We start from the raw sequence: 22,876 nt of genomic DNA on the forward strand, positions 1-22,876 counted from the left end.
AAATCACGCTTTGCGACCAAATGCCGAGAAAGGCAAGGGCAAAAAGCCCGTCCGCGCGCCTGGACAAACCCAAGCGCGGCGCATTGCCAGACGGGTGGCCTCAGTTGCCGGCCGTCGCCTTGCCCAAAGCCCGCAACTCCTCGACGCGACGCAGATATTCGGCCTCGCTGATCGCGCCCGAGCGGCGCTGGCCGGCCAGCGCCATCAACTGCGTTTCCATCGTCTTGGCGTCCTCGTCCGTCATCTGCTCCATGGCGGAATTGAGCGGCCGCGAGAAATCCGGATAGGGGCCGGGTTCGACGGGAATCGCGCGCGCTTCTTCGCTGACCTTGGAGGCGCAGCCGGAGCCGATCACGGTTAGCAGCCCGAGGCTCGCCGCCCATAACAGCGTCTTTGCTCCGCCATTCACCACTCGCATATCCGCAATCCCCAGCTTGGTCTCGTCGGCAGGCTTCGCCTGCGACAATTCGGGCCTCGTTCTTTGTGCGGAGTAGTGGGCCGAAACGCTGGAAATTGCAATCCGGTTCATGCACAGTGACATTCAAGCAAAAGACGAAGCATCGGGGAGCGAGGCGCAAATGAGCAATGAGGGCGCAACTCAGGATAATGGACGCCGCGCCATTCCCGGCCTCGATCCTGCGGATATCGAGCCGTTCATCATCAAGAATCCCGAAGCGCTGACCGTCAATCTCGCCCGCTCGCTCGAAAATCTCGGCAAGGCGGCCTCGGAATGGCTGGCGCCGCGCGAAGCCGGCGAAAAGCAGGATCTCATCGGCGAGCCGATCACCGATCTCGTCCGCACGCTCGGAAAAGTGGTGGAATACTGGGTCGCCGATCCCAACCGCGCCTTCCAGGCCCAGACCTTGCTGTTCTCAACCTATGCGCAGATCTGGATGTCGTCGCTGCAGAAGGCGGCGGGCGAATCCCCCGCCCCCGTCGTTCGCGACGACAAGCGCTTCGCCGACGCCGACTGGAAGCAGAACCCGTTTTTCGACTTTCTGCGCCAGGTCTATACCGTCACGGCCGATTGGGCTGACAAGCTGGTGACCCAGGCCGACGGGCTTGACGACCACACCCGCCAGAAGGCTGCCTTCTATGTGAAGCAAATCACCGCCGCATTGTCGCCGGCCAATTTCGTGCTGACCAATCCGGTGCTTTACAAGGAGACGGTGGCGCAGAACGGCGCCAATCTGGTCGAAGGCATGAAGAAGCTCGCCGAGGACATCCAGTCCGGGCATGGCGATCTGCGCATCCGCCAGACCGACATGACCAAGTTCAAGGTCGGCGAGAACATGGCCGTCACCCCCGGCAAGGTCATCGCCGAGGACGATATCTGCCAGATCATCCAGTATGAACCGACGACGGAGAAAGTGCTCAAGCGTCCTCTCCTGATCTGCCCGCCCTGGATCAACAAATTCTACGTGCTCGATCTCAATCCGCAGAAGAGCTTCATCAAATGGTGCGTCGACCAGGGCCACACGGTCTTCGTGATTTCCTGGGTCAATCCAGACGAACGCCATGCGGAAAAGGACTGGGGCGATTACGCCCGCGAAGGCATCGATTTCGCGCTGGAGACGATCAAGAAGGCGACAGGCGAGGACAAGGTCAACGCCATCGGCTATTGCGTCGGCGGCACGCTGCTGGCCGCCACGCTCGCCCGGCATGCTTTGGAAAAGGACAAGCGCATCGCCTCGGCCACGCTGTTCACCACGCAGGTGGATTTCACCTATGCCGGCGATCTCAAGGTCTTCGCAGACGAGGATCAGATCCGGCAAATCGAGAAGAGCATGGAGCAGGAAGGCTATCTCGACGGCACCAAGATGGCGCTCGCCTTCAACATGCTGCGCGCCTCCGAGCTGATCTGGCCCTATTTCGTCAACAACTATCTCAAGGGGCAGGAGCCGATGGCCTTCGACCTGCTCTACTGGAACGCCGATTCCACCCGCATGCCCGCCGCCAACCATTCCTTCTATCTGCGCAACTGCTATCTCAACAATACCTTAGCGCGCGGCGAAATGATGCTCGACGGCAAGAAACTCGATCTCAAGAAGGTGAAGATCCCGATCTACAATCTCGCCGCCCGCGAAGACCATATCGCGCCGGCCAAATCGGTGTTCACCGGCTCCAAACTGTTCGGCGGCGACGTCAAGCTGGTGGTCTCGGGCTCCGGCCATATCGCCGGCGTCGTCAATCCGCCCGACAAGAAGAAGTACCAGTTCTGGACCAATGGCAAGGTCGAAGGCGAGTATGACGACTGGCTGGCGAGCGCCGAGGAAACGCCCGGCTCCTGGTGGCCCAACTGGCATGGCTGGATCCTCGATCAGGACGCCCGCACCGTGGATCCGCGCAAACCCGGCGGCGACCAGTTGAACCCGATCGAGGAAGCGCCTGGCGCCTTCGTGCGCGTGCGGGTGTGATCGCATCCGCTTATGGTCAGGCGCTGACGACCACCAGCGCCGCCACCGCCGAGATCGCGATCAGCATCAGCGCCGAGACCACGCCGGCTGCGGCGATCCTTCCACCGGATCGGGCCAGTTCGCGCAAGTCCACCGACAGTCCCAGCGCCGCCATCGCGACAACCGGAAGCGTCGCCGCGATGAGCCGACAGAGCGAAACACCCTGTTCGGGCAGAGCCCCGCTCAGATTGAACGCCATCATCGCGAAAAAGCCGAGAATATACCAGGGCGCGACCCGCGACAGCGACGCCGGCTTGGCGTCTTCGCGAGAGAAGAAGCGACCGAGAATCGTCAGCACCGGCCCGAGCGTCAGTACCCGCACCAGCTTGACCACCGCGCCGATCTCGCCGCTCACTGGCCCCATGAAGGAGGTCGCCGCCATCACCTGCGGCACGGCGTAAACCGTCATGCCGGCGAAAACGCCGAAATGCAGCGCATCGAACCCGAGCGCCGAACCGAACGCCGGCAATGCGGCGATCACCAGAATGCTCAGCGAGGCGGTAAAGGCGATGGCGCGGCTCGTCTCGTCGGCGCGAGCGCCGATTGCCGGCCCCACCGCCATGATCGCCGAATTGCCGCAGATCGAATTGCCCGCCGCCACCAGCACAGCCAGCCTCGGCTCAAGCCCGATCAATCGCGCCGCCGCATAAGAGACCGCGATCGACGCCGCCACCGCCGCGAAGACCACCAGCGGCAAAGTCGCGCCCATGGAGGCGACAGCGCTCGCGCTGATCGTTGCCCCCATGGCCGCAATCGCGATTTCGAGCGGCTTGCGCGCCATGGCGCGGATGCCGGTCTCGAAGCCCGCAAGCGGCAGGCCGGCGCTGCGCAGCACGACGCCCGCCAGCATCGCCAGCATCATCGGATCGAGCCCGAAAGCGCGCGCCAGCGGAAACACATGCTCCGCGCCAATGGCTGCAGCCGAAAGCGCGACGCAAAGGCCGGCGCCGGATAGCAGGGGTGATTTTTGAGCGATGGACAGCATGATGAACTCCTGCGTCCAAATATCCCTTTACCATTCATGCAAATCCATCGAATAATATTGCCAGTTTCATGCAGATGGATTTCACGATTGACGCTCGAACAGCTCACGATTTTTCTCGCCGTCGCCGAGGCGCAGCATGTCACGCGCGCCGCCGAGAGGCTCGGCCTCACCCCGTCTGCGGTCAGCGCCTCGATCAAGGCGCTGGAGCGCTTCTACAATGTCGCGCTGTTCGCCCGGGTCGGGCGCGGCATCGAACTGACCGAAGCCGGACGGCTGTTCGTGGACGAAGCCCGCGCCACGCTGGCCCGCGCGCAAGCCGCGGCGCTGGCGCTGAGCGATCTCGGCGGCCTCAAGCGCGGCGTCCTGCGTCTGTCCGCCAGCCAGACCACCGCCAGCCACTGGCTGCCGCCCCGGCTCATGCGCTTCCGCACTCTCTATCCCGGCGTCGAGGTGGATCTGACGGTCGGCAACACCTCCACCGTCGCCCGCGACGTGATGACGGGCGCCAGTGAAATCGGCCTGATCGAAGGAGATATCGACGAACCGGCGCTTGCGTCCACTCGAGTCGCGCGCGACGAACTGGTCATCCTCTGCGCGCCCAGCCATCCGCTCGCCGCCGCCAAGTCGGTCGAAGTCGACGATCTGCTCCGGACCACCGGCTGGATCATGCGCGAGCAGGGCTCGGGCACAAGAGCTGCGTTGCAAGCCGCCCTCGCCCGCCGCGCCATCGACCCGGACCAGATCCGTATCGCGCTGGTGCTGCCGTCTAATGAAGGGGTGATTTCGGCGCTGATCGACAGCCCTTGCGCCGCCTGCCTGTCCCGCGCCGCCGCGGCGCCCCATATCGCGCTCGGCCGGCTCAGCGTCGCCCCCGTCTCGCTCGCCGCCCGCGACTTCACCGTCCTGCGTCACAAGGAGCGCGGCCTAAGTCCTGCCGGCCGCGAATTCGCCAAGCTGTGTGACTAGCAACATCCGCTGCACCATCGCTGTGGCGTCCATGAGGATCGGTCAGAGGATAAAATCGGCGCGGTCAAGCGCCTGCAGCTTTACATTTTCCAGGGTGATCCTGTCATCGCCCGCCACGATGACGACATTATCGCCGACCTGGCTTGCATGATTGTCAATCAGATCGGCAAAACTGTCGACAGCCTTCAATCCACGCAGATTGAGACGGTCGTGAATGTCGCCCACAGCATCAAAATCAAGGATTTTGTCCCTGCCGCCACCCGTCAGAAAAACGAATGTGTCGGCTCCCGCGCCGCCGCGCAGCACATCATTGCCAAGACCTCCGTCTAGAGTGTCCTTGCCGGCGTCGCCAAGAAGCCTGTCATTGCCGGCGCCGCCAAAGATCCTGTCATTGCCGTCGCCGCCCGACAACCGGTCGTCGCCATCGCCCGCCGCCTTTCCGGGAGTGAGCTTGAGCAACTGACCGCCGAGGCTGAGAGCGAGAAGTTGACCGTCCGAACCCTCGGCATAGGCGACGATCTGGGAAACCGCATCGCCGCGCAATTGGCCGGAGCGTTCGTCGACATCCACGGCTTTGCCATCGACCATGCGCAGCGTGTAGAATTTGCCGGTGACGAAGTCGGAAAAGACATAGTTTCCGGTGAGGCCGCCCGCCCCGTGATAGACGACGCCGCCGGTGATCGAGGCGCTGGAATCGCCATGCGAATAGGAGAAGACTGGATCGGTGAAATCGATGCCGCCCGGCGGCGTGCCGGTATAGGGCTCATCGCCTTCGCGATAGTTCCAGCCGAAATTGAGCCCGCCCTGCGTGCCGGCGGCGACAAAGTTCACCTCCTCAAAGGCATTCTGTCCGACATCGCCGATATAGAAGTCGCCGGTCTTGGAATCGAAGGAGAAGCGCCAGGGGTTGCGAACGCCCGCGGCCCAGATCTCATCGGCGCCCTCGGCGTCCACAAAAGGATTGTCAGAGGGAATGGCGTAGTTCTTGCCGTCATTGCCGGGAAAGTCGTCGTGATCGATGTCGATGCGCAGAATCTTGCCAAGAAGCACGTCCAAATTCTGGGCGTTGCCATTGGGATCGCCGCCGCCGCCGCCATCGCCAACACCGAGATAGAGCATGCCATCAGGCCCGAACCGGATGGAGCCGCCATTATGGTTGCTCTCGCCGGGATGCGGCACAGTCATGATCGTCTTGGTGAAGTCTGCCGTCGGCGGATTGCCGGCCTTGCGGGCATATTCCTGAATGACGATATCCCCATCGGGGTTGGTCATATAGACGAAAAAGCGGCCGTTGCCGCCATAGTCGGGATGGAAAGCCATGCCGAGCACGCCACGCTCGCCGCCGCCGCCAATGTCGTCATCGGGGATGTCGAGAAAAACGGTCTTGGATCCATCCTTTTCATCGACGCGATAAATCACGCCGTCATCCTTGGAAATGGCATAGATGAAACCCTTGTCCCGATTGCTGCCGGATTGCACGATCTCTACCGTGCCGAAGCCGAGTTCGGCGATGGTGCTGGCGGTGATAGAACCGTTCTTCTGCGCAAGATCGGCTGAGGAATGTCCGTAGATGACATCGTCGCCCTTGCCGCCCACAATCTTGTCAGCGCCATTGCCGCCGGACAGGGTGTCATGGCCGCCCAGCCCGTTGAGCTTGTCCGCCCCACCAAACCCGAAGATCAGATCCGGATTGACTGTGCCGTCAATGGTTTCAGACGCGTTTGTTCCCTTGCGTTTGGCCATTGCACTTTCCTCCCCCCATCGGCGCAGACCAGTGACTGACGACCGCGCTTTGAACCGAAGGTGACAGCAAATAGAGACAGCGACAAGACGGATTTACGAGAACGAAGAGACGATTTCGGTATCGGTGAAAAGCGCGATCGTTGTCGCTGCGGCCCCAAGCTCCATCCGGCTGCATATCATCCATGCGCCGCAATTCAGACGAGCAAGGTGTAAATCTCACTTCACGATGGACGAAGCGCCCATGGCTGTTTTATGAAGGAAGCCGGAAAAGAAGTAGAAAGCAGCCCTCTATGGTGAATTATATTGAAGCCGCCGCCGCGCCGATGAAGAACACCGGCGCGATCAGACTGTATGGCCCCGACGCCTTCGAAGGCATGCGCCGGGCCTGCCAGCTGACGGCGCGCTGCCTCGACGCGCTCTGGCCGATGATCAAGCCGGGCGTCACCACCAATGAGATCGACGAGTTCGTCCTCGACTTCGGCCTGGCGCATGGCGCCCTGCCCGCGACGCTGAACTATCGCGGTTATCGCAAGATCTGCTGCACCTCGATCAATCACGTCGTCTGCCACGGCATCCCCGACGACAAGCCGCTGCGTGACGGCGACATCGTCAATATCGACGTCACTTACATTCTCAACGGCTGGCATGGCGACGCGAGCCGCATGTATCCGGTCGGCGAGGTGAAGCGCGCCGCCGAACGGCTGATGGAAGTCACCTATGAATGCCTGCTGCTCGGCATCGCTGCGGTCAAGCCCGGCGCGCGCATTGGCGCCATCGGCGAGGCGATCCAGACCTATGCCGAAAAGGAGCGTTGTTCAGTGGTTCGCGATTTCTGCGGCCATGGCGTCGGCGCACTGTTTCACGATGCGCCCAACATCCTGCATTACGGCTCGGCCAAGGACGGCCCCGAAATCAAGGAAGGCATGGTCTTCACCATCGAGCCGATGATCAATTTGGGACGCCCGCATGTGAAGGTCCTGTCCGACGGCTGGACGGCGGTCACCCGCGACCGTTCGCTGTCGGCCCAATATGAGCATACGGTGGGGGTCACCAAAGACGGCTGCGAAGTCTTCACTCTGTCGCCCACTGGCCTCGACCGACCAGGCCTCAAATAAGGGACCCCAGATGGCGCTTCCGATCGACCCCGAGACTGGACGCGACCTCAACGAGATGGGCGACGGTGATCCGCCCGACGAGCGGGGCTTTTTCCTCGAAAGCGCGCCGCGCGCCCAAGCGCGGCCGCCCGGGGCGCAGGCGCCGCCGCCCGCCCACTACCACGGCCATCGCGACCGGCTGCGCACAAAATTTCGCGATCTCGGCGACGGCGCGCTCGCCGACTACGAAATTCTCGAACTCTTCCTCTTCCGCCTCATTCCCCGCCGCGACACCAAGCCCATCGCCAAGGCGCTGATCGAGCGGTTCGGCACGCTGTCAGGCGTGTTCGGCGCCCCCGCCCATCTGCTGCAGGAGGTCAAGGGTGTCGGCGAGGCGGTCGCCACCGACATCAAGCTGGTTGGCGCCATCGCCCATCGCTCGCTACGCAGCGAAATCAAAGGCCGCGCCATTCTCGGTTCCTGGTCCTCGGTGATCGATTACTGCAGCGCCGCCATGGCGCATGAGACCACCGAACAGTTCCGCATCCTTTTCCTCGACAAACGCAACCAGCTGATCGCCGACGAGGTGCAGCAGCGCGGCACCGTCGACCATACGCCGGTCTATCCCCGCGAAGTGGTCAAGCGGGCGCTGGAGCTCTCGGCCACCGCCATCATTCTCGTCCATAACCATCCCTCCGGCGACCCGACCCCGTCCAGGGCCGATATCGACATGACCCAGACGATCGTCCAGACGGCCAAGCCGCTCGGCATCACCGTCCATGACCACATCATCATCGGCAAGGATGGCCATGCCAGCCTCAAGGGCCTTCGGCTAATATAATTATAATTTCATTGGATTATTGAATCTTTCTAAAGCGAAAGCACAACACCCTAATCCAAAACCTCAACTCCACCCCTGCGCCCCGACGGACATCGCCTCACGCGTGAAGCACAGTTCGGTCTTCAGCACATGCCGCATGATGTCATAGCCGAGCGCGCGATAGCTCTCGAACTGCGACTCGGTAAACCACTGGTCGGTGGTCGACTCGTGCGGGAAGGTGGGATGAGCGTTGGCATAGGCCTTCACGCCCGCGCTTTCGCCATCATTGTGGAAGCTCGCTTTGACATAGACGAGCAATCCGTCGGGCGCATCGGCGCCATCGGCGGCAGAGTAATCGATCCGGGCGACAGCGTGGTAGGGCGCATCGATCGTCTCCCCTATTTGGCGAGGGCGCGGCTTCAGCGCCTGGAGATCGTCAAAGACGATCGGCACGCCGAAATCGATCTGGATCTTGCGGATGCTGTCGCCGAGATCGGAAAAGGTGAAATCGGGATCGCATGTGGCGTCCACCACCAGGATGCAGCGGCAGCGCCGCCGCACCATTTCATAAAGTCCGAGATTTTCGAAATGGCCGCCGTCAGACAGGCTCACATTCGGCCGGCGATCGGTGGTCAGGCCGAATGCGTCCATGATCAGCGGAAAGGCGGCGTGCTTGGGGCCGTTGTTACGCCAGGAATGTTCACCCGCCGGGCCGGGATTGCCCAGCCACCAGCCGAGCCGGACATTGAACAGCGTGAGCAGCAGCGACACGGTCGGCGAGGAATGATAGCCCATGCTGGGATTGACCGCCGCTCCGGAGATCGCCATGGCCGTGCCGAGCGAAATTCCCGATTTCTGACCGTTCGGACGCCAGAGACTGAGATCGGCGCCGCCATAATATTTCGAAGGCCGGAAGGCGCCGCGATAGGCGGTCACCTGTCCGCCCGGTTCGTCCCGCAAGCCGCTGAGCGAACCGGAGCCGCTATGCAGCGGTGAGACGGTGAAGGACAGCGCCTTACGTTGCTGCCAGGCGAGGTTGCGGGTCGAGACGATGTTGAGCGCCATATTGAGCACATGAAACGGCCGCCACGACTTGCCTTTGGGGATCGGGCCGTCTTCGGGCCAGAGTTCGGCCATGTCGGGATTGTCGTCGCGGTCAAAACCAGTGAAGCGATCCGGCTTGCGGCCGAGATGCGAGGCGCCGAGAAAAGCGCGGATCAGCCGGTTGCGGTAAAGACCATGCAACGAAAACCGGTTTATATTGACCAGCGTCGAGGCGAAGAAGCCAACGATCGCCAGCAGGATCGCCGCTGTCAGCAGCCAACCGACGCCGGCGGGCAAGGCGCTGACCGCGATCTTGCTCTGCCCCCATTGTGTCGCAAAGCCCTGTTCGAACAGCGGATAGTCGTCGAACGAGACGAGATAGGCGAAGAGCGACTGCCCGAGCACGAGATAATCGATAACGGCGGAGCCAAGCGCGATCAACAACAGGAAGAACAGCGGCGCCGACAGTTTGGCGAGAATGTCATAGATTGTCGACATCACCCGCGACTGATATTTGCCCAGCGCCGAACTTTTGCTGCTCGCGCCGGTCACCACGCCGATCACCGCGCTGAGCCCGCCCGCCGCCGCGATCCAGTCGATCAGCCGGTCGAAGCCCGCGTCCGCCTTGCCCACGAGCAGCGACCCGAACAGCGCAAGCCCGACCACGACGATCCAGAACACGCCCACAGCGATGCACCATCCGGCGGCGCGGGCGAACCATTCGCGCTGCTCATCGGAATTGGGGCTGGCGCTGGTCAGCGCCACATAGGCGGTTTCGGCGGCGACCTGCGCCAGAAGCAGCCAAGGCGGCCCGAACACCAACAGCAGCACGAGGCGCAACGCGGTGTCGCTGCCAGTGCCGAGCAGATGCGCGCCGGCGGCCAGCACCGCGCCATAAACGAGGCCGGACAACACCCAGCCCCACACCCGCTTGTCGGTCAATTGTCGCCAGTTGCGCGGCGATAGCACCACTGTCACCAGGCGCGCCGTGGTCAGAAATGTAAGAATCTGCGCGAACGCGTAGACAATCAACCCGACAATCGCCCCGAACAGAACCAGATCCACCGTCGAAAAGACGATCAGCACTTCATAAGCCAGCACTGTATGCAGCATGCCGGTCCAGGCCACGCCGCCCAGCAGGAGCGGAATGAGGTTTCCCCGGAGATAGTCGTTCTGCGTCGGGCTCGCCGGCCCGCTCAGCGATTGCTCCTTGAGCGTGAAGCGCAAGGCCAGCAGCACGAAACCGAGCGCCACCGCGGCGAGCGCCAGGAGCGCGGCACCCGTCGCTTGCGGCCCGAGGGAATGCGGCAGCCAAGCCACGCCGATCGTCAGGAATTTCAACGCGATCACCGCCAGCAGCAATATGGGTAACAGCACGATCCAGTTCAGCGCCATGTTCCTGAGCACCATCGCCACCGCCGCCCAGGTGTCGGCCGACAGCAGCCCCACTTTCGGCGTCAGGTAATTGCTGTCGCGGCGAAGATCGCCGATCGGCGTCGGCTCCGTGGCGTTGATGCGTGTGGTCCGCCCCGTCAATTGCAGCCGCACCCGCTCATAGGGCTGCCGCGACAGCCAGGCCGAGAGCCAGCCGCCGATGAAGCCGCCGCCCGACACGGTCGAGAGAAAATGAAAGCGCGATAGAAAATCGCCTTTCTCATCCTCGTGCTCGGCCAGCGCCTGGATCACGCCAAGCGAGAAGACGCCGCTGCGCACCCCGCCGCCGGAGAGACAGATGGCTTTGGATTCGAGCCGGTTGAGGCCAATTGCCAACTGGGCGTCCGCACAGCCGTCAAGCGCGTGTTCGCCATGGATGCGGCAGGCTTCATCTCTGAGTATTTCGGTGGTGCTGAGCGGAAGGGACATGGCAGCCTCCGTGAAAACTGGCGTCAGGAATGGGATTTGAGGATGACGTCGGCGGCTTTCTCGCCGACCATGTAGACCGAGCTCACGATGAAGAAGCCCGGGATGCGCGGAAAAACTGACGCGTCGACCACGCGCAGGCCATCGACGCCATGCACCTTGAAATCGGACGACAGCACGCCGCCGTCATGCTCGCCGCCGATCGGACATGAGCAGGATGCATGGTGGCCCCAGGCCTGGCTGCGCACATAGTTCATCAGCTGTTCGTCTGTCCTGACGTCGCGCCCCGGCAACAATTCCCGCTTGGCGATGCCCTTGTCATAAAGCGCTGCGGTCGCCTTGCGGACGAACTTCACCCCGTCCACCACGCTTCTGAGATCCTGGCCGTCCTTGTCGTCGCCTTCCTCGAAATAATGAAAATTAATGTCGGGCGGATCGCGGGGATCGGCGCTTCTCAGCGTCACAGTGCCGGCGCGATTGAGCGTATGCGCTTTCAGCACCGCCCAGGTGAGGATGTTGTGGCGCTCGGGAAACAGTTTGGAATAGCCGGGGAAATAACCGCGGAATTCGCCCAGCAGCGCAAAGCAGAACAGATCCGGCAAAGGCCGCTCGAGCGCCGAACGGCTGATGGAGGCGAGCACCGCGCCATTGGTGGTGTAGACGCCGTCGCGCGCCGATGCCCAGGCCTTGTATTGCGGGTCGCCCTTGGCGAATTTCGCGCCTTTGAGCACCTCCCAGTCCTCGGCCATTTCGGTGACCACGCCGACCTCGTAGCGGTCCTGCAGGTTCCTGCCGACGCCCGGCAGGTGATGAACGAGCGGGATATCGAACGCAGCGAGCTGATCCTTCGGGCCAATGCCCGACAGCATCAGAAGCTGCGGCGTGTTGAAGGCGCCGCCTGAAAGGATCACTTCCTTGCCGGCCTTGACCCGCCGCTTCTCGCCCTCGCCGCGCGCGGCGAGACCTGAGACCCGGTAGAGACGCTCGCCTTTGAGATAATCGACCGCGACTGCTCTTTTGCCCTCGAACACGACCCGGGTCGCCAGCGCGTCGAGCTCGATATGCAGCCTGTCGGGATGCTTGTCGCGCGTCTCCAGCAGCCGTTCGCGCGTTCCCATCCGCGCATGGTTGCGATTGGTCAGCGGCGGATAACGCAAACCGGTCGCCTCGGCCTTGACCAGCCGCCAGTCATTGGGATCGCCCTGGCTCTCGAACAGCCAGTCGACGGTTTCGTCGGCATTGGGATCATTGCGCAGGATTTCGCCGACGAAATCCAGCAGCGACCTGACCAGCGCCCGGTCCTTGAAGGCGCTGAGCGGCAACGCCTTCTGCGTCGTCAGCCAGCCGCCGAAACCATGGCCGCTCGGATTGAACAGACCGGCGGTCAAAAGATAGAGCAGCCGGTAGGGCCAGCGATAATCGCAATTCTCCAGCCGGCGAAACAACGCCCGCATGCGCTTGGCGCTCCAGCTGGCGTCGCCGGTCAATTCGGCGACATAGTCCCAATCCTGATTGTGCGGATAGACCATGATCTGGGCGTTATGCGCCGTGCAGCCGCCCAGCGTTCCCGAGCGCGGATAGAGCACGCCGTCGACCCTGCGTCCGCCGAAGTCCCGGACATATTTCGGATCAGCCGCCTGCGCCGCCTGATTGGCGTAGTGGCGGACGAAAAAGTCCCAGCGCATCGCCTCGTTTTCCGAGGCGAAGGGATGGAAGGCCGGCACGTCGTAATCGTCGGGCAACCGGTTTTCGACCGGATAGGCGGGATCGCCGCCGCTGAGCAGATGCGGATCGCCGCCCGCTTCGAGCACCAGCACCTTCTGGCCGCCTTCGGCGAGCCGCGCCGCCACCGTGCCGCCGCCCGCGCCGGAGCCGACGACGATATAGTCGTAATCCGCGTCGGGCGTGCGCGCCCGGGAAATATTTGCGTCTGTCATGAGCATGCCCTTCCTCTTGCACATGAAGATGGAGGCGCCGACGCGGAGCCGCGTCGGCGCCGAGCTGTCAGAACGTCTTGAGGAACTCGATCAACGCCTTCTTGTCGTCGTCACCGAGCGCTGCGGTCCCTGCGACTTTCCCGGTTCCGAAATAATGGCCGCGATTGACCTCGAAATCCGGGCATTTGCTGAGGCTGAGCAGCGGCTCGGCGAGGTTGGCGAAGGCCACCTTCGCCTCCTTGTCGCCAGCATTTTCCGGCAGCGATTTGAGGTCGCGCAGCGCGGTCTTGAGCAGGCTGAGCAGTTGGGCGTAGCGCGGCAGGTTCTGCGCCAGCGTCGCGTCGTCCTTGTAAAGTTCGGTGTTGGAGAGCAGATTGACCGGCGTGCCCTTGGGGATCGGCCCGATGCGCAACTCGCCTTCGCCGAAGATCGACGGCAGCCAGCGGCTGAGCGGATCGATCAGCGCCCGCAAACCGTCAGGCAGGAAGCCGCCCGGCACGACCAGATAGCTCGACACCGTGGTCCGGTCGATCAGGAACACCCCGTCCTTGCCGAACTCGCTGTCACGCATGCGCCTTTCGGGCCAGAGCATCTGCTCGATCGAGGCATCGAAAGCCTTCATGCGACCCGCGACCGAGGGATCGCCGGTGAACGGCCCCACCGAATTGTTGACCAGGTAAGGCGCGGTCGACCAGAGCGCGATCAGCGAGGGCACACGGGTATAGCCGCGCCCGCCCGCCGGCATCTTGAAATATTTCTCCTTGCCGTTGAATGGGTCGCGCACCTTGATCTCACCGACCGACGGCAGGTCCTTGTAGGATTGCGAGGAGAAGTTATCCCAGACATTGCCGGCAATGGCGTTGGTGGCGAGCGGGCTGCAGGCGTTGGTCTCCAGCAGCGTCACCGGCACGCGCATGTCGGTGGAGAGGTAATTGCCATCAAGGAAATCCGGCGCCTTGACGATCTCGACCATCTTGGACTTGAACTCTTCCGTCTGCGTCCAGCGCCAGTAATCGTTCCAGCAATCGAGATAGCCGCCGCCGTTACAGGCGTTGAGATCAAGCGCAACCGGCAGCGGCGGCGCCTTGCTGGAATGACAGGCGGCGCAATTTTCGGCAAAGACCTGCTTGCCCTTGTCGAGCGTGGCGGCGTCGGTGGTCAGGTGAGCCGCGCCTTCGGGCGCCTCCGCCAGCCTGTGGCCGGCCTGCACCTTCGGGTTCAGGAAATAGGCGGCGAGGAAAGGCGTCTGCGCTTCCGTCGCCTGCCAATAGCTGGAATTGGCGCGACCGACCGCAATTTCGATCGCGGTGTTGGGCTTGCCCCCGAACAGTGGGTTGAAGTGCCTCAGCCATTCCTCGCTGAACAGGCCGATATTGATAAAGACGCGGTTGAGCGCACCCAGCGCGCCGACGCTGTCGGCCCCGTCTTTCAGCACCCGGGGCGTGAACACCGTGTCCGGCTCCTCGAAATAGGCGTCGAGTTGCTTGTTGTCCTTTTCGGGACCGACCAGCTTTTCCTTGCCGCGCTCCTTCGCCACGCCCAACCGCGCGCCCAGCGCATAGACCGCGTTCATGGTGCGGGGGTTGTTGATATAGTCGGTGGACACCAGCGACGTGTCGAGCGCGCCGGGGCGCGACGTGTGCACGAGCTGGATCAGATAGTTCTTCTCGTTTTCTTCCCAGCGCTTGCGGTTCTTGTCGCCGCCATAGTTCCAGCCGAAGATCCGGTCGATCCAGAAATATTGCGCGCCGACCACGCCGCTGAGATTCTCCCATTTGGGGTTTTCGGGATCGAGCGGCGGCCGCACCGGGTCCGGCCCGACATGACAGAATCCGCAAGCCATGCCGACCCGATAGGGCCGCACGAGATCCTTGTCATTGTAATAGGAGGGATCGGTGTAATAGCGGTCCGCGTCCCAGCGCGCTTTCGCCTTGTCGTCGAAATCGGGATTGGGAAACAATCTCAGGCCGACGATCCCCGTCGGATCGCCATAGAAGGAGCCGACCGGAACCGTGCGCCCGCGCGCGCCGATTTTGACGCCGGCATATTTCACCGGATCCGCAAAGGGATCGGGCGCGGCGCAGGCGGGATCATCCGTCCGGCGCACATCGAGCCAGAGGCCGAACATGTCGGCGCTGCCCTTTTGCGGCGTCTTAAAACAAGGTTCGTTGATCAGCCCCAGCTCCCGAAAACGGCTGTCGCGCCCGTATGCCAGCGAGGGATGGCTGGAAATGGACTTCAGCAGGTCGAAATTTCCGAAAGCGTTGCGGGTGATCTCGTTCCAGAAGCGGTCGTTGCCGGCAGTCCAGACCAGCCAGTTGTTGCGGCCGATCACTTCGTCGCGCGTGAGCTCGACGCCGCCATCCATGCCCTTGAAATAGTCCTCGTCCGCCGCCGGAAAGGTCGCAGCCGACCGACCGGCCTTCTTCGCCTCATCCACCACGACCTGATCGCCGCACGCCGCCAGAAAAAGACAAGCCGTCGCCATCGCGACGACGCTCCCGCGTCCATCACGCCACATGTTACACCCCCTTTATATCCTAGGAGTTGCGAGAAGTTGCTACTTCAGATTTATTTACGCTTTAACACAACCTATTATTGATTTTTCCAAAACACAAGACATAATCGCAATCGAAAATTCGTAAACAAATATTGATCCATGCCTTGGACGCCGGACAACAGTCCTGTTGCGGAGCGAGACCGCGCGCGCAAACAAACATGGCGTCTTCAGAAACACAAACTGCGTCTTCAACGGGAGAATAGCCATGAAGAACGATGAATGCCGTAGTCTGAAGACGCGCCAGTGGCGCCTGCATGCGAATATTCTAGGATCGTCCAGCAATACCCCCCGAAAAATCACGGTGTTGACCCGCCTTCTCTCCGTGCTTTTTCTCGCATGGATAGGCGTAGCTGCAACCCCTGCGTTTGCCTCGGATCACGCCGATCCGACCCGCCTCCTCTATCCCGAAAGCAACATCACCGACCTGTTCTTCTATCCCGACGGCGACCGGATGACGCTGATCTTCAATGTCAGGCGCGCGCTGCTCAATCCGCCGCCCTACAATCTTACAAGCTTCGTCTACCGGGTGGATATCGACCTGAAGACGCCAGTGTCGTTCGAAAACGCCGCCAACCGCGCCCGTTACGGCGGCACGGTGCTGACCACCGACAGCCTCTCGCCCACCGTGTCGGTGATCCTGCGGCTTAAGAACGACGCAACCATCGACAAGGTCGAGTTTCCCGGTTTCCTTTCGCCGGAAAACATCCGCTACGAAGCCACCGTGCGCGACGATCCCTTCAATTTCCCGCGCTTCTACAAGAGGAACGCCATCACCATGGTGATGAGTATTCCCCGCGCCTCGTTTCCGGCAAATCCCGCCAGTTTCATTCTCTGGGGCGGAACCTATCGCAACGGCGAGAAGATCGACCATGTCGGCCGCTCGATCCGCACCCAGTTGCCGCGTTTCGGTTTTCTGAACACGCTCGAACCCAAGGTGCAGAAAGAAGCTCTCGAAGCCCGCAAGGGCAGGCTCGACGACATCTATAATTTCCTGCGCGGCAATCGCGAATGGTGGTCGCAGGCCATCGCCGAATTCATGGAATTCACCATCCTCTTGCGCAAATACGATGTCGAACCTGATGTGATGATCTATTCCGATCGATTTCCGGTCGGCTATCCCAACGGCCGGCTGTTGACGGACGACGTGGTGGCCCAGACCTGCGCCTTCGGCGATTGCCTGTTGCAGGAACTCTCCTTCATCGAAGGCGAATGGCCGCGCTCGACCACCAATGACAAGCCTTTCCTCAGCGACTGGCCCTATGAGGCGGCGCCCTGGCCCTCGGCCAAGGAGACGCCGCCGACCGGCAGCATCTGGCCCTATGCGATCGGCCTGCTCTTCGGCGTCGGCCTCATCTTCTGGCTGATCGGCGAGGCCTTGCGTTTCCTGCTCAAGCGGCTTTGGCGGTTATGGACGCGCTTCGTCATTTCGGCGCATTGAGGATGGCGCGCGGCATGGGCGCGGTCGCCGCTATCCTCGTCCTCGTTCTGCGACCGGCCGCCGCCCATGATTTCTGGTTGCAGTCAGACGACATCAGGCCGCCTCCGGGAATTGTTATTGCGGTCAATCTGCTGGTGGGCGAGCATTTCATCGGCGATTCCCTGCCGCGCCCGGCGGAAGGCGTCGAGCGATTCGAATTTCTCCATGCCGGCGGGACCAGCAAGGTGATGGGCGGTTCAGGAGAACTGCCGGCCGGTCTCGTCGTCATGCCGTCCTCCCCCATGGGCCTGCTTACCTATCTCGGCGGCGGGGCATCCGTCGAACTCTCGCTCAAAGATTTCAACCGCTACGCCGATGCCTACGGGCTCAGACAGGCGATCGAGACCGCCGGCGGCTGGAAGGAGGCAGGGCCGTTCAGCGAATGCTTCTACCGCTATGCCAAAAGCGCCATCGGCGACGCCGACGCGGGTGGATTGGCCGGACAGGCGCTGGATTGGGATTTCGAAATCGTCCTGTCGACGCTGCCGCAGGCGAACAACAATGATCTCCGCGGCCGGCTGCTGGCGGCGGGAGAGCCGGTCCCCGACGCACTGGTGCGGCTCTATCGGCAGGGCGAGCCCGGCCTTGAGCTGAAAGCCCGATCCAACGCCGATGGCAGCTTCGTCGTCTCACTCCCTGGCCCCGGCCCCTGGGGCGTGATGGCGGTCACCATCGCCCGCGCCGGATTCTTCGCCTCCTGCGATTGGCAAAGCCGCTGGGCCTCCTTCACCTTCGACTGGAGGCGGTGAGCATGCTTCGTTGCATCTTCATCCTGCTGATTCTGCTCTCAAGCGCGCCGTCCTCGCGCGCCCATGAGATCGGAACCACCCGCGTCACGCTGGACATTCTCGCCGATGGCCGCTGGCGCGCCACGATCCTGACGCCGCCCTCGGCCCTTCTCGCCCGCCTCGCCGCGCGCATGCCGGACATTCCGCCCGATACTGGCGTCGACGCCTATCGTCCTGCGCTGACAGCCGCGATCGGCTTTGAGATCGATGGTCAGCTTTCTGAACCGAAACCGGTGAGCGTGATTGTCCATCAAGCCGAGGACAAGGATCGCCCCGCCGTCGCCGAGATCATCGCGGAAGGCGCGCTGCCGCCGCAGGCGGCGCGGGCGGCATGGCGCCTCGATCTCGTCGCCAGCGCCTATTCCCTCTCCATCCATCATACTGGACAGCAACAGCCGACGCTGATCTGGATTGATGGCGACGCCTCGAGCGCGCTGTTTCCGCTTTCCGGAGCGGAGAAGAAAAGCCTCGCCAACATTCTATCCGATTACATCAGCCTCGGCTTCACCCATGTTCTGCCGCGCGGCCTCGACCATATTCTGTTCATTCTGGCGCTCTGCCTTTATGCGCCTCGGCTGCGCCCTCTCCTCATCCAGGCCAGCGCCTTCACGCTCGCCCATTCCGCAACACTGGCGCTGACCATGACAGGCCTCATCCGCCCGCCGTCGAACCTGGTGGAGATCCTCATCGCCCTATCGATCGCTTTTGTCGCGGTGGAAAATCTGGTCGCGCCGAAACCCACGGCCCGGCGACCGCTGATCGTCTTTGCGTTCGGACTGTTGCACGGCATGGGTTTCGCCGGCGCGCTGCGCGAGGCGGCGCCCGTATCAGGCGATCTCGCGCCCGCGCTGATCGGCTTCAATATCGGCGTGGAGTTCGGGCAAATCGCGGTGATCGGCCTCTATATTCTGCTGGTCGGCTTTTGGACCCGCAGCCGGCGCTGGTATCGCGCTTGGGTCGTTTCGCCGCTGTCGCTGTTGATCGCGGCGGCCGGCGCCGCCTGGACATGGGAGCGTCTCCAGGCGGCGGGCTATCTCTGAAGCGGCTCAGGCCTCGATCTCGACCCGGCTCAACGGCCGCGAACAGCAGGCGAGCACATAGCCCTCGGCGATCTCGGCGTCGCTGATGCCGCCATTATGGCTCATCGCCACCTCGCCGGCCCGCTTCTTCACCTTGCAGGTGCCGCACAGACCCGATTCGCAGGCTGCAGGAATGCGCACGCCCACCGAACGCGCGCCTTGCAGAATCGTCTGGCCGGGCTGGCAGGAGGCCGTCTCGCCCGTGCCGACGAAAGCGATATCCAGCGCAGTGTCATCCCGAGCCGCCGCCTCGCCATCGTCATTGGCGGGCTTCTGGGCGATATTGGTCACCGTCGCCGCGCCAAAACTTTCCTGGTGGTAGCGGTTCATGTCGTAGCCTTCGCCGCGCACCATGTCGCTGACCAGCTTCATGAACGGATCGGGTCCGCAGCAGAAGATGTCGCGTTTCAGGAAATCGGGCGCCAGCATGTCGAGCTTGCGCATATCGATGCGTCCCATCAGGCCGGCCCAGGGGGCCGCCCCGGAACGATGCTCCGGCAGGAAAGCCAGTTTGAGATTTGGCATGCGGGTGGCGAGAAGTTCGAGTTCTTCCCGGAAGATGATCTCTTCGGGCCGCCGCGCGCTGTTGACGAAGACGACATCCGTGCCGGGCGCGCAATCAGCCAGCCAGCGCAGCATCGACATCATCGGCGTCACGCCGGAGCCGGCCGAGACGAACAGGAATTTCCGCCCGAGATCGCGGCCAAGCGTGAAATGGCCGCTCGGACCGTAAGCCCGGACGCGCGAACCGGGCTTCACATTGTCGAACATCCAGCGCGTGCCCACGCTGTTGGGCTGCGCCTTGACGGTGATCGAGATGGCGTAGGGGCGCGAGGGCGATGATGAGATCGTATAGGTGCGGTGCAGGTCCCCGCCCTTGGCGCGCAACTCGACCGTGATAAACTGGCCGGGCTGGTAGCGAAACCAGCCGCCGCCCTCCACCGCGAAGGTGAAGGTCTTCACGTCCGGCGCCTCATCGGCGACGCCGGTGCACACCAGCATCTGCCGTGCGGAATTCCACGGCTTCAGCTCATCGAGCGGAAGCGGGATCGGGGTTGCGCCCATCAGCATCATCACGCGCTCCTTTCGCTCAGGCGACCGAACGCAGCGCGGGCTTGCCCGCGTCGGTCAGCCGCTTCTCCATGAAATTGGCGTACCATTCGACGAATTGCGCCACGCCGCCCTCATGCACTTCGGAATAAGGACCGGGCTCATAGGCCGGCGAATGAATGCCGAAGGCGTTTTCCTCGACGATCTGGCGATCCTGGTCGTTGGTCTCGGTCCAGACATGAGTGAGTTCGTCGAGACGATAGTCGATGCCTTCGACCGCATCCTTGTGCACCAGCCATTTGGTGGTGACCGCCGTTTCCGTGGCGCTGATCGGCATCACGCGGAAGGTCACCGCATGGTCGCTCAGCACATGGTTCCAGGTGGTCGGATAATGAAACAGCAGCAGCGTGCCGATCCGGTCCATGTTGACATTGTCGGACAGACGCGTCTGCACCGCCTTACGGCCGGAGATCGTGTAGCTGACGGCGTCGCGCAACAGCGGCATGCGGGCGGCGCGGAACTGGCCGTCGCTGTCCATCACGAATTTGCTCGGCAGGCCGATATTTTCGCATTTCGCCCAGTGCTCGGCGATTTCCGGATCATTTTCCGCGCCATTGACGCCGGTCGCGGTCGGGGCTTCCGGATAGGTCTTGCAAAGTTCGGGATGGTTGCCGGCGCAATGGTAGCATTCGCGGTTGTTTTCCCAGACCAGCTTCCAGTTGCCCTTTTCGATGATCGTGCTCTCAAACGCCACCTTGGCGTCGCGCAGCCGATGCGGCAGGAAATAGGGCTCCATCATCGCCCGAAACGGCGCGAAATCCATCGGCTGGTCGGCGAGACAGATGAAGATATAGCCGCCCGCCGTTTCGCAGGCCACCGGCTTCAGACCGAAATTGGTCGTGTCGAAATCCTCGCCCATCTGGCGCGCGAAGGCGAGCGAACCGTCGAGTTCATAAGTCCACTGGTGATAGGGACAGACGAGCTTGTTGGACTGGCCGCGTTCCTTGGTGCAGACGCGGCTGCCGCGATGGCGACAGGAATTGTGGAAGGCGTTGATGCCACCGTCCTCGCCGCGCACGATCACCACCGGATAGGCGCCGACCTGCACGGTCATATAGGAGCCGACAGTGGTCAGTTCACAGTCATGGCCGATGAACAGCCAGTCGCGATACCAGATCTGCTCGAGGTCGAGCTTGAAAAAATCGGGGTCGATGTAAAAGGGTTGATCCAGGCTGTAACCCGGCTTGCGGGCGCGCAGTCTGGAGAGCATGTCGGCGCGAATATCCATGGTCGGTCCTCGTCATTTCAAGAACGTGACGGGGTGGACGCGCGAGGAATAGGGCGAGAAGACGCGCGCAATGGCGCGGACAAGCCGCCGGTCTTCCTTTGATCGCCCACCGCGATCAGTCGGGTTATCTCGTCGAGGTTGGTGTCCGGGCTCAGACGCCGTCCCTCCCAGGACTTCCGCGAACTCCTTCCCAGGCAAAATGCCCAGTGGCTCCCGTCGCGAATTCAGCGTCTCTACCGTTGCGGGGGCAGCGCCGGGTTCGAACACCGGCTTCCCATTTAACCCTCCAACTTGCATCGGCGGGCGCCTCGATATGCCGATATCACCACGGCTCATGCGACACGGCGAGTTCGTTTGCGACATGGGCTTGCTTGACGAAGATAAAATCCGCCGCGGTTCGCATTTCGCCGCCCTTGCATTCTTCGACCATGGCGCCGATATGCCCAGGGCCGCGCCGTGGTCCAGGACCGAAAGGGCGCGGAGCTTCACAAGGATTTTCCGATGAGCATGCTTTTTTCTCCTTTTCAGGCGCGCGGTCTGACGCTCAAGAACCGCCTGATGGTCGCCCCGATGTGCCAGTACACGGCCATCGACGGCGTGGCCAATGATTGGCACTTCGCCCATCTCGCCCGTTTCGCCATCGGCGGCTTCGGTCTGGTCATGGTCGAGGCGACCGCCGTGTCGCCTGAGGGACGCATCTCCTATGCCGATCTCGGCCTGTGGTCGGATTTCCAGATCACGCCTTTGGAACGCATCGTCGCCTTTATCCACAGCCAGGGCGCCGCCGCCGCGATCCAGCTGGCCCATGCCGGTCGCAAGGCCTCCTCACCGGTCCCCTTCCGTCCCGAGGTCAAGGAAGACGAGAAACTCTCGATCGGCTACGAGGATTGGGAGCCGGTCGCCCCCAGCCCCATCATCCATTCCGAATCAGCCCGCGGCTACAAGACGCCGCGCGAAATGACGCTGGAGGACATCCAGAGCTTCAAGGAAGCCTATGTCGCCGCCGTCGGTCGGGCAGAGGAAGCCGGCTTCGACGTCGTCGAGATCCATGCCGCGCATGGCTATCTTCTGGACCAGTTCCTGTCGCCGCTCGCCAACAAGCGCACCGATGAGTATGGCGGCTCGCGCGAGAACCGCATGCGCCTGCTGCTCGATTTGGCCCAGGCTGTCCGCGCCGCCTGGCCGGCGTCCAAGCCGCTGTTCTGCCGTATCTCGGCCACAGACTGGCATCCGGATGGCTGGACGATCGAAGACAGCCTCGTGCTCGCCCGTGAACTCAAGGCGCGCGGCGTCGACGTGATCGACGTCTCCTCCGGCGGCTTCGATGGCGCGGCGATCAAGCCCGGCCCGCTCTACCAGGTCGATCTCTCCGCCCGTATTCGCACTGAGTCGGACATCCCCACCGCCGCCGTCGGCCTGATCACCGAAGCCCACGAAGCCGAAGCCCTGCTCACAGAAGGCAAGGCCGATCTCGTCGCGCTGGCGCGCGAAGCGCTGGACGATCCGAATTTCGCCGTCCACGCCAAAGTCGCTCTCGACCCGAGCGACAGCGCCTATGACCTGCACGCGCCGCAGGCCGGCTACGCCGTGCGCGCCAAGGACAAAGTGTTGCGCAAAGGCGCCTATGCCTGACGCAAAAGTCATGACCTCCACCAAAGGTGGAGGTCAGACTGCTGACAAACCCCTGGCCACATCCAGGGGTTTGTGATTCACTGGGACATGTTGAAGA

16 protein-coding genes and 1 riboswitch are annotated in these 22,876 nt (G+C 62.6%); of the genes, 8 read left to right on the forward strand and 8 right to left on the reverse strand.

Annotated elements, in window-relative coordinates; all coding sequences use genetic code 11:
- Positions 1-100: 100 nt before the first annotated feature.
- Positions 101-466, reverse strand: a complete 366-nt coding sequence (locus M2360_RS20480; protein WP_280777195.1) for an SHOCT domain-containing protein — start codon at positions 464-466, stop codon at positions 101-103.
- Between the two features lie 112 nt (positions 467-578).
- On the opposite strand from M2360_RS20480, the gene phaC reads away from it, so the two are divergent.
- Positions 579-2,417, forward strand: coding sequence for a class I poly(R)-hydroxyalkanoic acid synthase (gene phaC / locus M2360_RS20485; RefSeq protein ID WP_280777196.1), 1,839 nt, complete (start codon positions 579-581; stop codon positions 2,415-2,417).
- 16 nt (positions 2,418-2,433) lie between these two features.
- Here the strand turns inward: phaC and M2360_RS20490 are convergent, their stop codons facing one another.
- Positions 2,434-3,441 (reverse strand): putative sulfate exporter family transporter, encoded by a 1,008-nt coding sequence (locus tag M2360_RS20490; RefSeq protein ID WP_280777197.1) that lies wholly within the window; start codon positions 3,439-3,441, stop codon positions 2,434-2,436.
- Positions 3,442-3,528: 87 nt separating this feature from the next.
- On the opposite strand from M2360_RS20490, the gene M2360_RS20495 reads away from it, so the two are divergent.
- Positions 3,529-4,407 (forward strand): LysR family transcriptional regulator, encoded by an 879-nt coding sequence (locus tag M2360_RS20495; RefSeq protein WP_280777198.1) that lies wholly within the window; start codon positions 3,529-3,531, stop codon positions 4,405-4,407.
- Between the two features lie 42 nt (positions 4,408-4,449).
- Here the strand turns inward: M2360_RS20495 and M2360_RS20500 are convergent, their stop codons facing one another.
- Positions 4,450-6,150, reverse strand: a complete 1,701-nt coding sequence (locus M2360_RS20500) for a PQQ-dependent sugar dehydrogenase (RefSeq protein WP_280777199.1) — start codon at positions 6,148-6,150, stop codon at positions 4,450-4,452.
- 290 nt (positions 6,151-6,440) lie between these two features.
- Between M2360_RS20500 and map the strand changes: the two genes are divergently transcribed.
- On the forward strand, positions 6,441-7,265 hold the full coding sequence (gene map / locus M2360_RS20505) for a type I methionyl aminopeptidase (RefSeq protein ID WP_280777201.1): 825 nt from the start codon (positions 6,441-6,443) through the stop codon (positions 7,263-7,265).
- 55 nt (positions 7,266-7,320) lie between these two features.
- Positions 7,321-8,085, forward strand: a complete 765-nt coding sequence (gene radC / locus M2360_RS20510) for a DNA repair protein RadC (RefSeq protein ID WP_280777217.1) — start codon at positions 7,321-7,323, stop codon at positions 8,083-8,085.
- Between the two features lie 63 nt (positions 8,086-8,148).
- Here radC and M2360_RS20515 read toward each other — a convergent pair whose 3' ends face one another.
- The 3 genes from M2360_RS20515 to M2360_RS20525 form a co-directional block, all read right to left on the reverse strand.
- Positions 8,149-10,971, reverse strand: coding sequence for a patatin-like phospholipase family protein (locus M2360_RS20515; protein ID WP_280777202.1), 2,823 nt, complete (start codon positions 10,969-10,971; stop codon positions 8,149-8,151).
- A 23-nt stretch (positions 10,972-10,994) separates the two neighbouring features.
- Positions 10,995-12,905 (reverse strand): GMC family oxidoreductase, encoded by a 1,911-nt coding sequence (locus tag M2360_RS20520; protein WP_280777203.1) that lies wholly within the window; start codon positions 12,903-12,905, stop codon positions 10,995-10,997.
- 67 nt (positions 12,906-12,972) lie between these two features.
- On the reverse strand, positions 12,973-15,393 hold the full coding sequence (locus M2360_RS20525) for a hypothetical protein (protein WP_280777204.1): 2,421 nt from the start codon (positions 15,391-15,393) through the stop codon (positions 12,973-12,975).
- 277 nt (positions 15,394-15,670) lie between these two features.
- Between M2360_RS20525 and M2360_RS20530 the strand changes: the two genes are divergently transcribed.
- From M2360_RS20530 to M2360_RS20540, 3 genes are read left to right on the forward strand one after another with little or no spacing between them, the layout of a single operon-like run.
- Positions 15,671-16,903, forward strand: a complete 1,233-nt coding sequence (locus tag M2360_RS20530) for a hypothetical protein (protein WP_280777205.1) — start codon at positions 15,671-15,673, stop codon at positions 16,901-16,903.
- A 14-nt stretch (positions 16,904-16,917) separates the two neighbouring features.
- On the forward strand, positions 16,918-17,691 hold the full coding sequence (locus M2360_RS20535) for a DUF4198 domain-containing protein (protein ID WP_280777206.1): 774 nt from the start codon (positions 16,918-16,920) through the stop codon (positions 17,689-17,691).
- 2 nt (positions 17,692-17,693) lie between these two features.
- On the forward strand, positions 17,694-18,770 hold the full coding sequence (locus M2360_RS20540; RefSeq protein WP_280777207.1) for a HupE/UreJ family protein: 1,077 nt from the start codon (positions 17,694-17,696) through the stop codon (positions 18,768-18,770).
- Positions 18,771-18,776: 6 nt separating this feature from the next.
- On the opposite strand, the gene M2360_RS20545 is transcribed toward M2360_RS20540, so the two are convergent.
- On the reverse strand, positions 18,777-19,883 hold the full coding sequence (locus tag M2360_RS20545; protein WP_280777208.1) for a hybrid-cluster NAD(P)-dependent oxidoreductase: 1,107 nt from the start codon (positions 19,881-19,883) through the stop codon (positions 18,777-18,779).
- Between the two features lie 16 nt (positions 19,884-19,899).
- The gene (locus tag M2360_RS20550) at positions 19,900-21,147 is read right to left on the reverse strand and encodes an aromatic ring-hydroxylating dioxygenase subunit alpha (protein WP_280777210.1); all 1,248 of its coding nucleotides are present in this window, start codon (positions 21,145-21,147) and stop codon (positions 19,900-19,902) included.
- 118 nt (positions 21,148-21,265) lie between these two features.
- A riboswitch (cobalamin riboswitch) is annotated at positions 21,266-21,473 on the reverse strand.
- A gap of 175 nt (positions 21,474-21,648) precedes the next feature.
- Here M2360_RS20550 and M2360_RS20555 point away from each other — a divergent pair.
- The gene (locus M2360_RS20555) at positions 21,649-22,779 is read left to right on the forward strand and encodes an NADH:flavin oxidoreductase/NADH oxidase (protein ID WP_280777212.1); all 1,131 of its coding nucleotides are present in this window, start codon (positions 21,649-21,651) and stop codon (positions 22,777-22,779) included.
- Positions 22,780-22,876: the final 97 nt, after the last annotated feature.

This window comes from Rhizobium sp. SG_E_25_P2 (genome assembly GCF_029892285.1).
Lineage (GTDB): Bacteria > Pseudomonadota > Alphaproteobacteria > Rhizobiales > Rhizobiaceae > Rhizobium_E.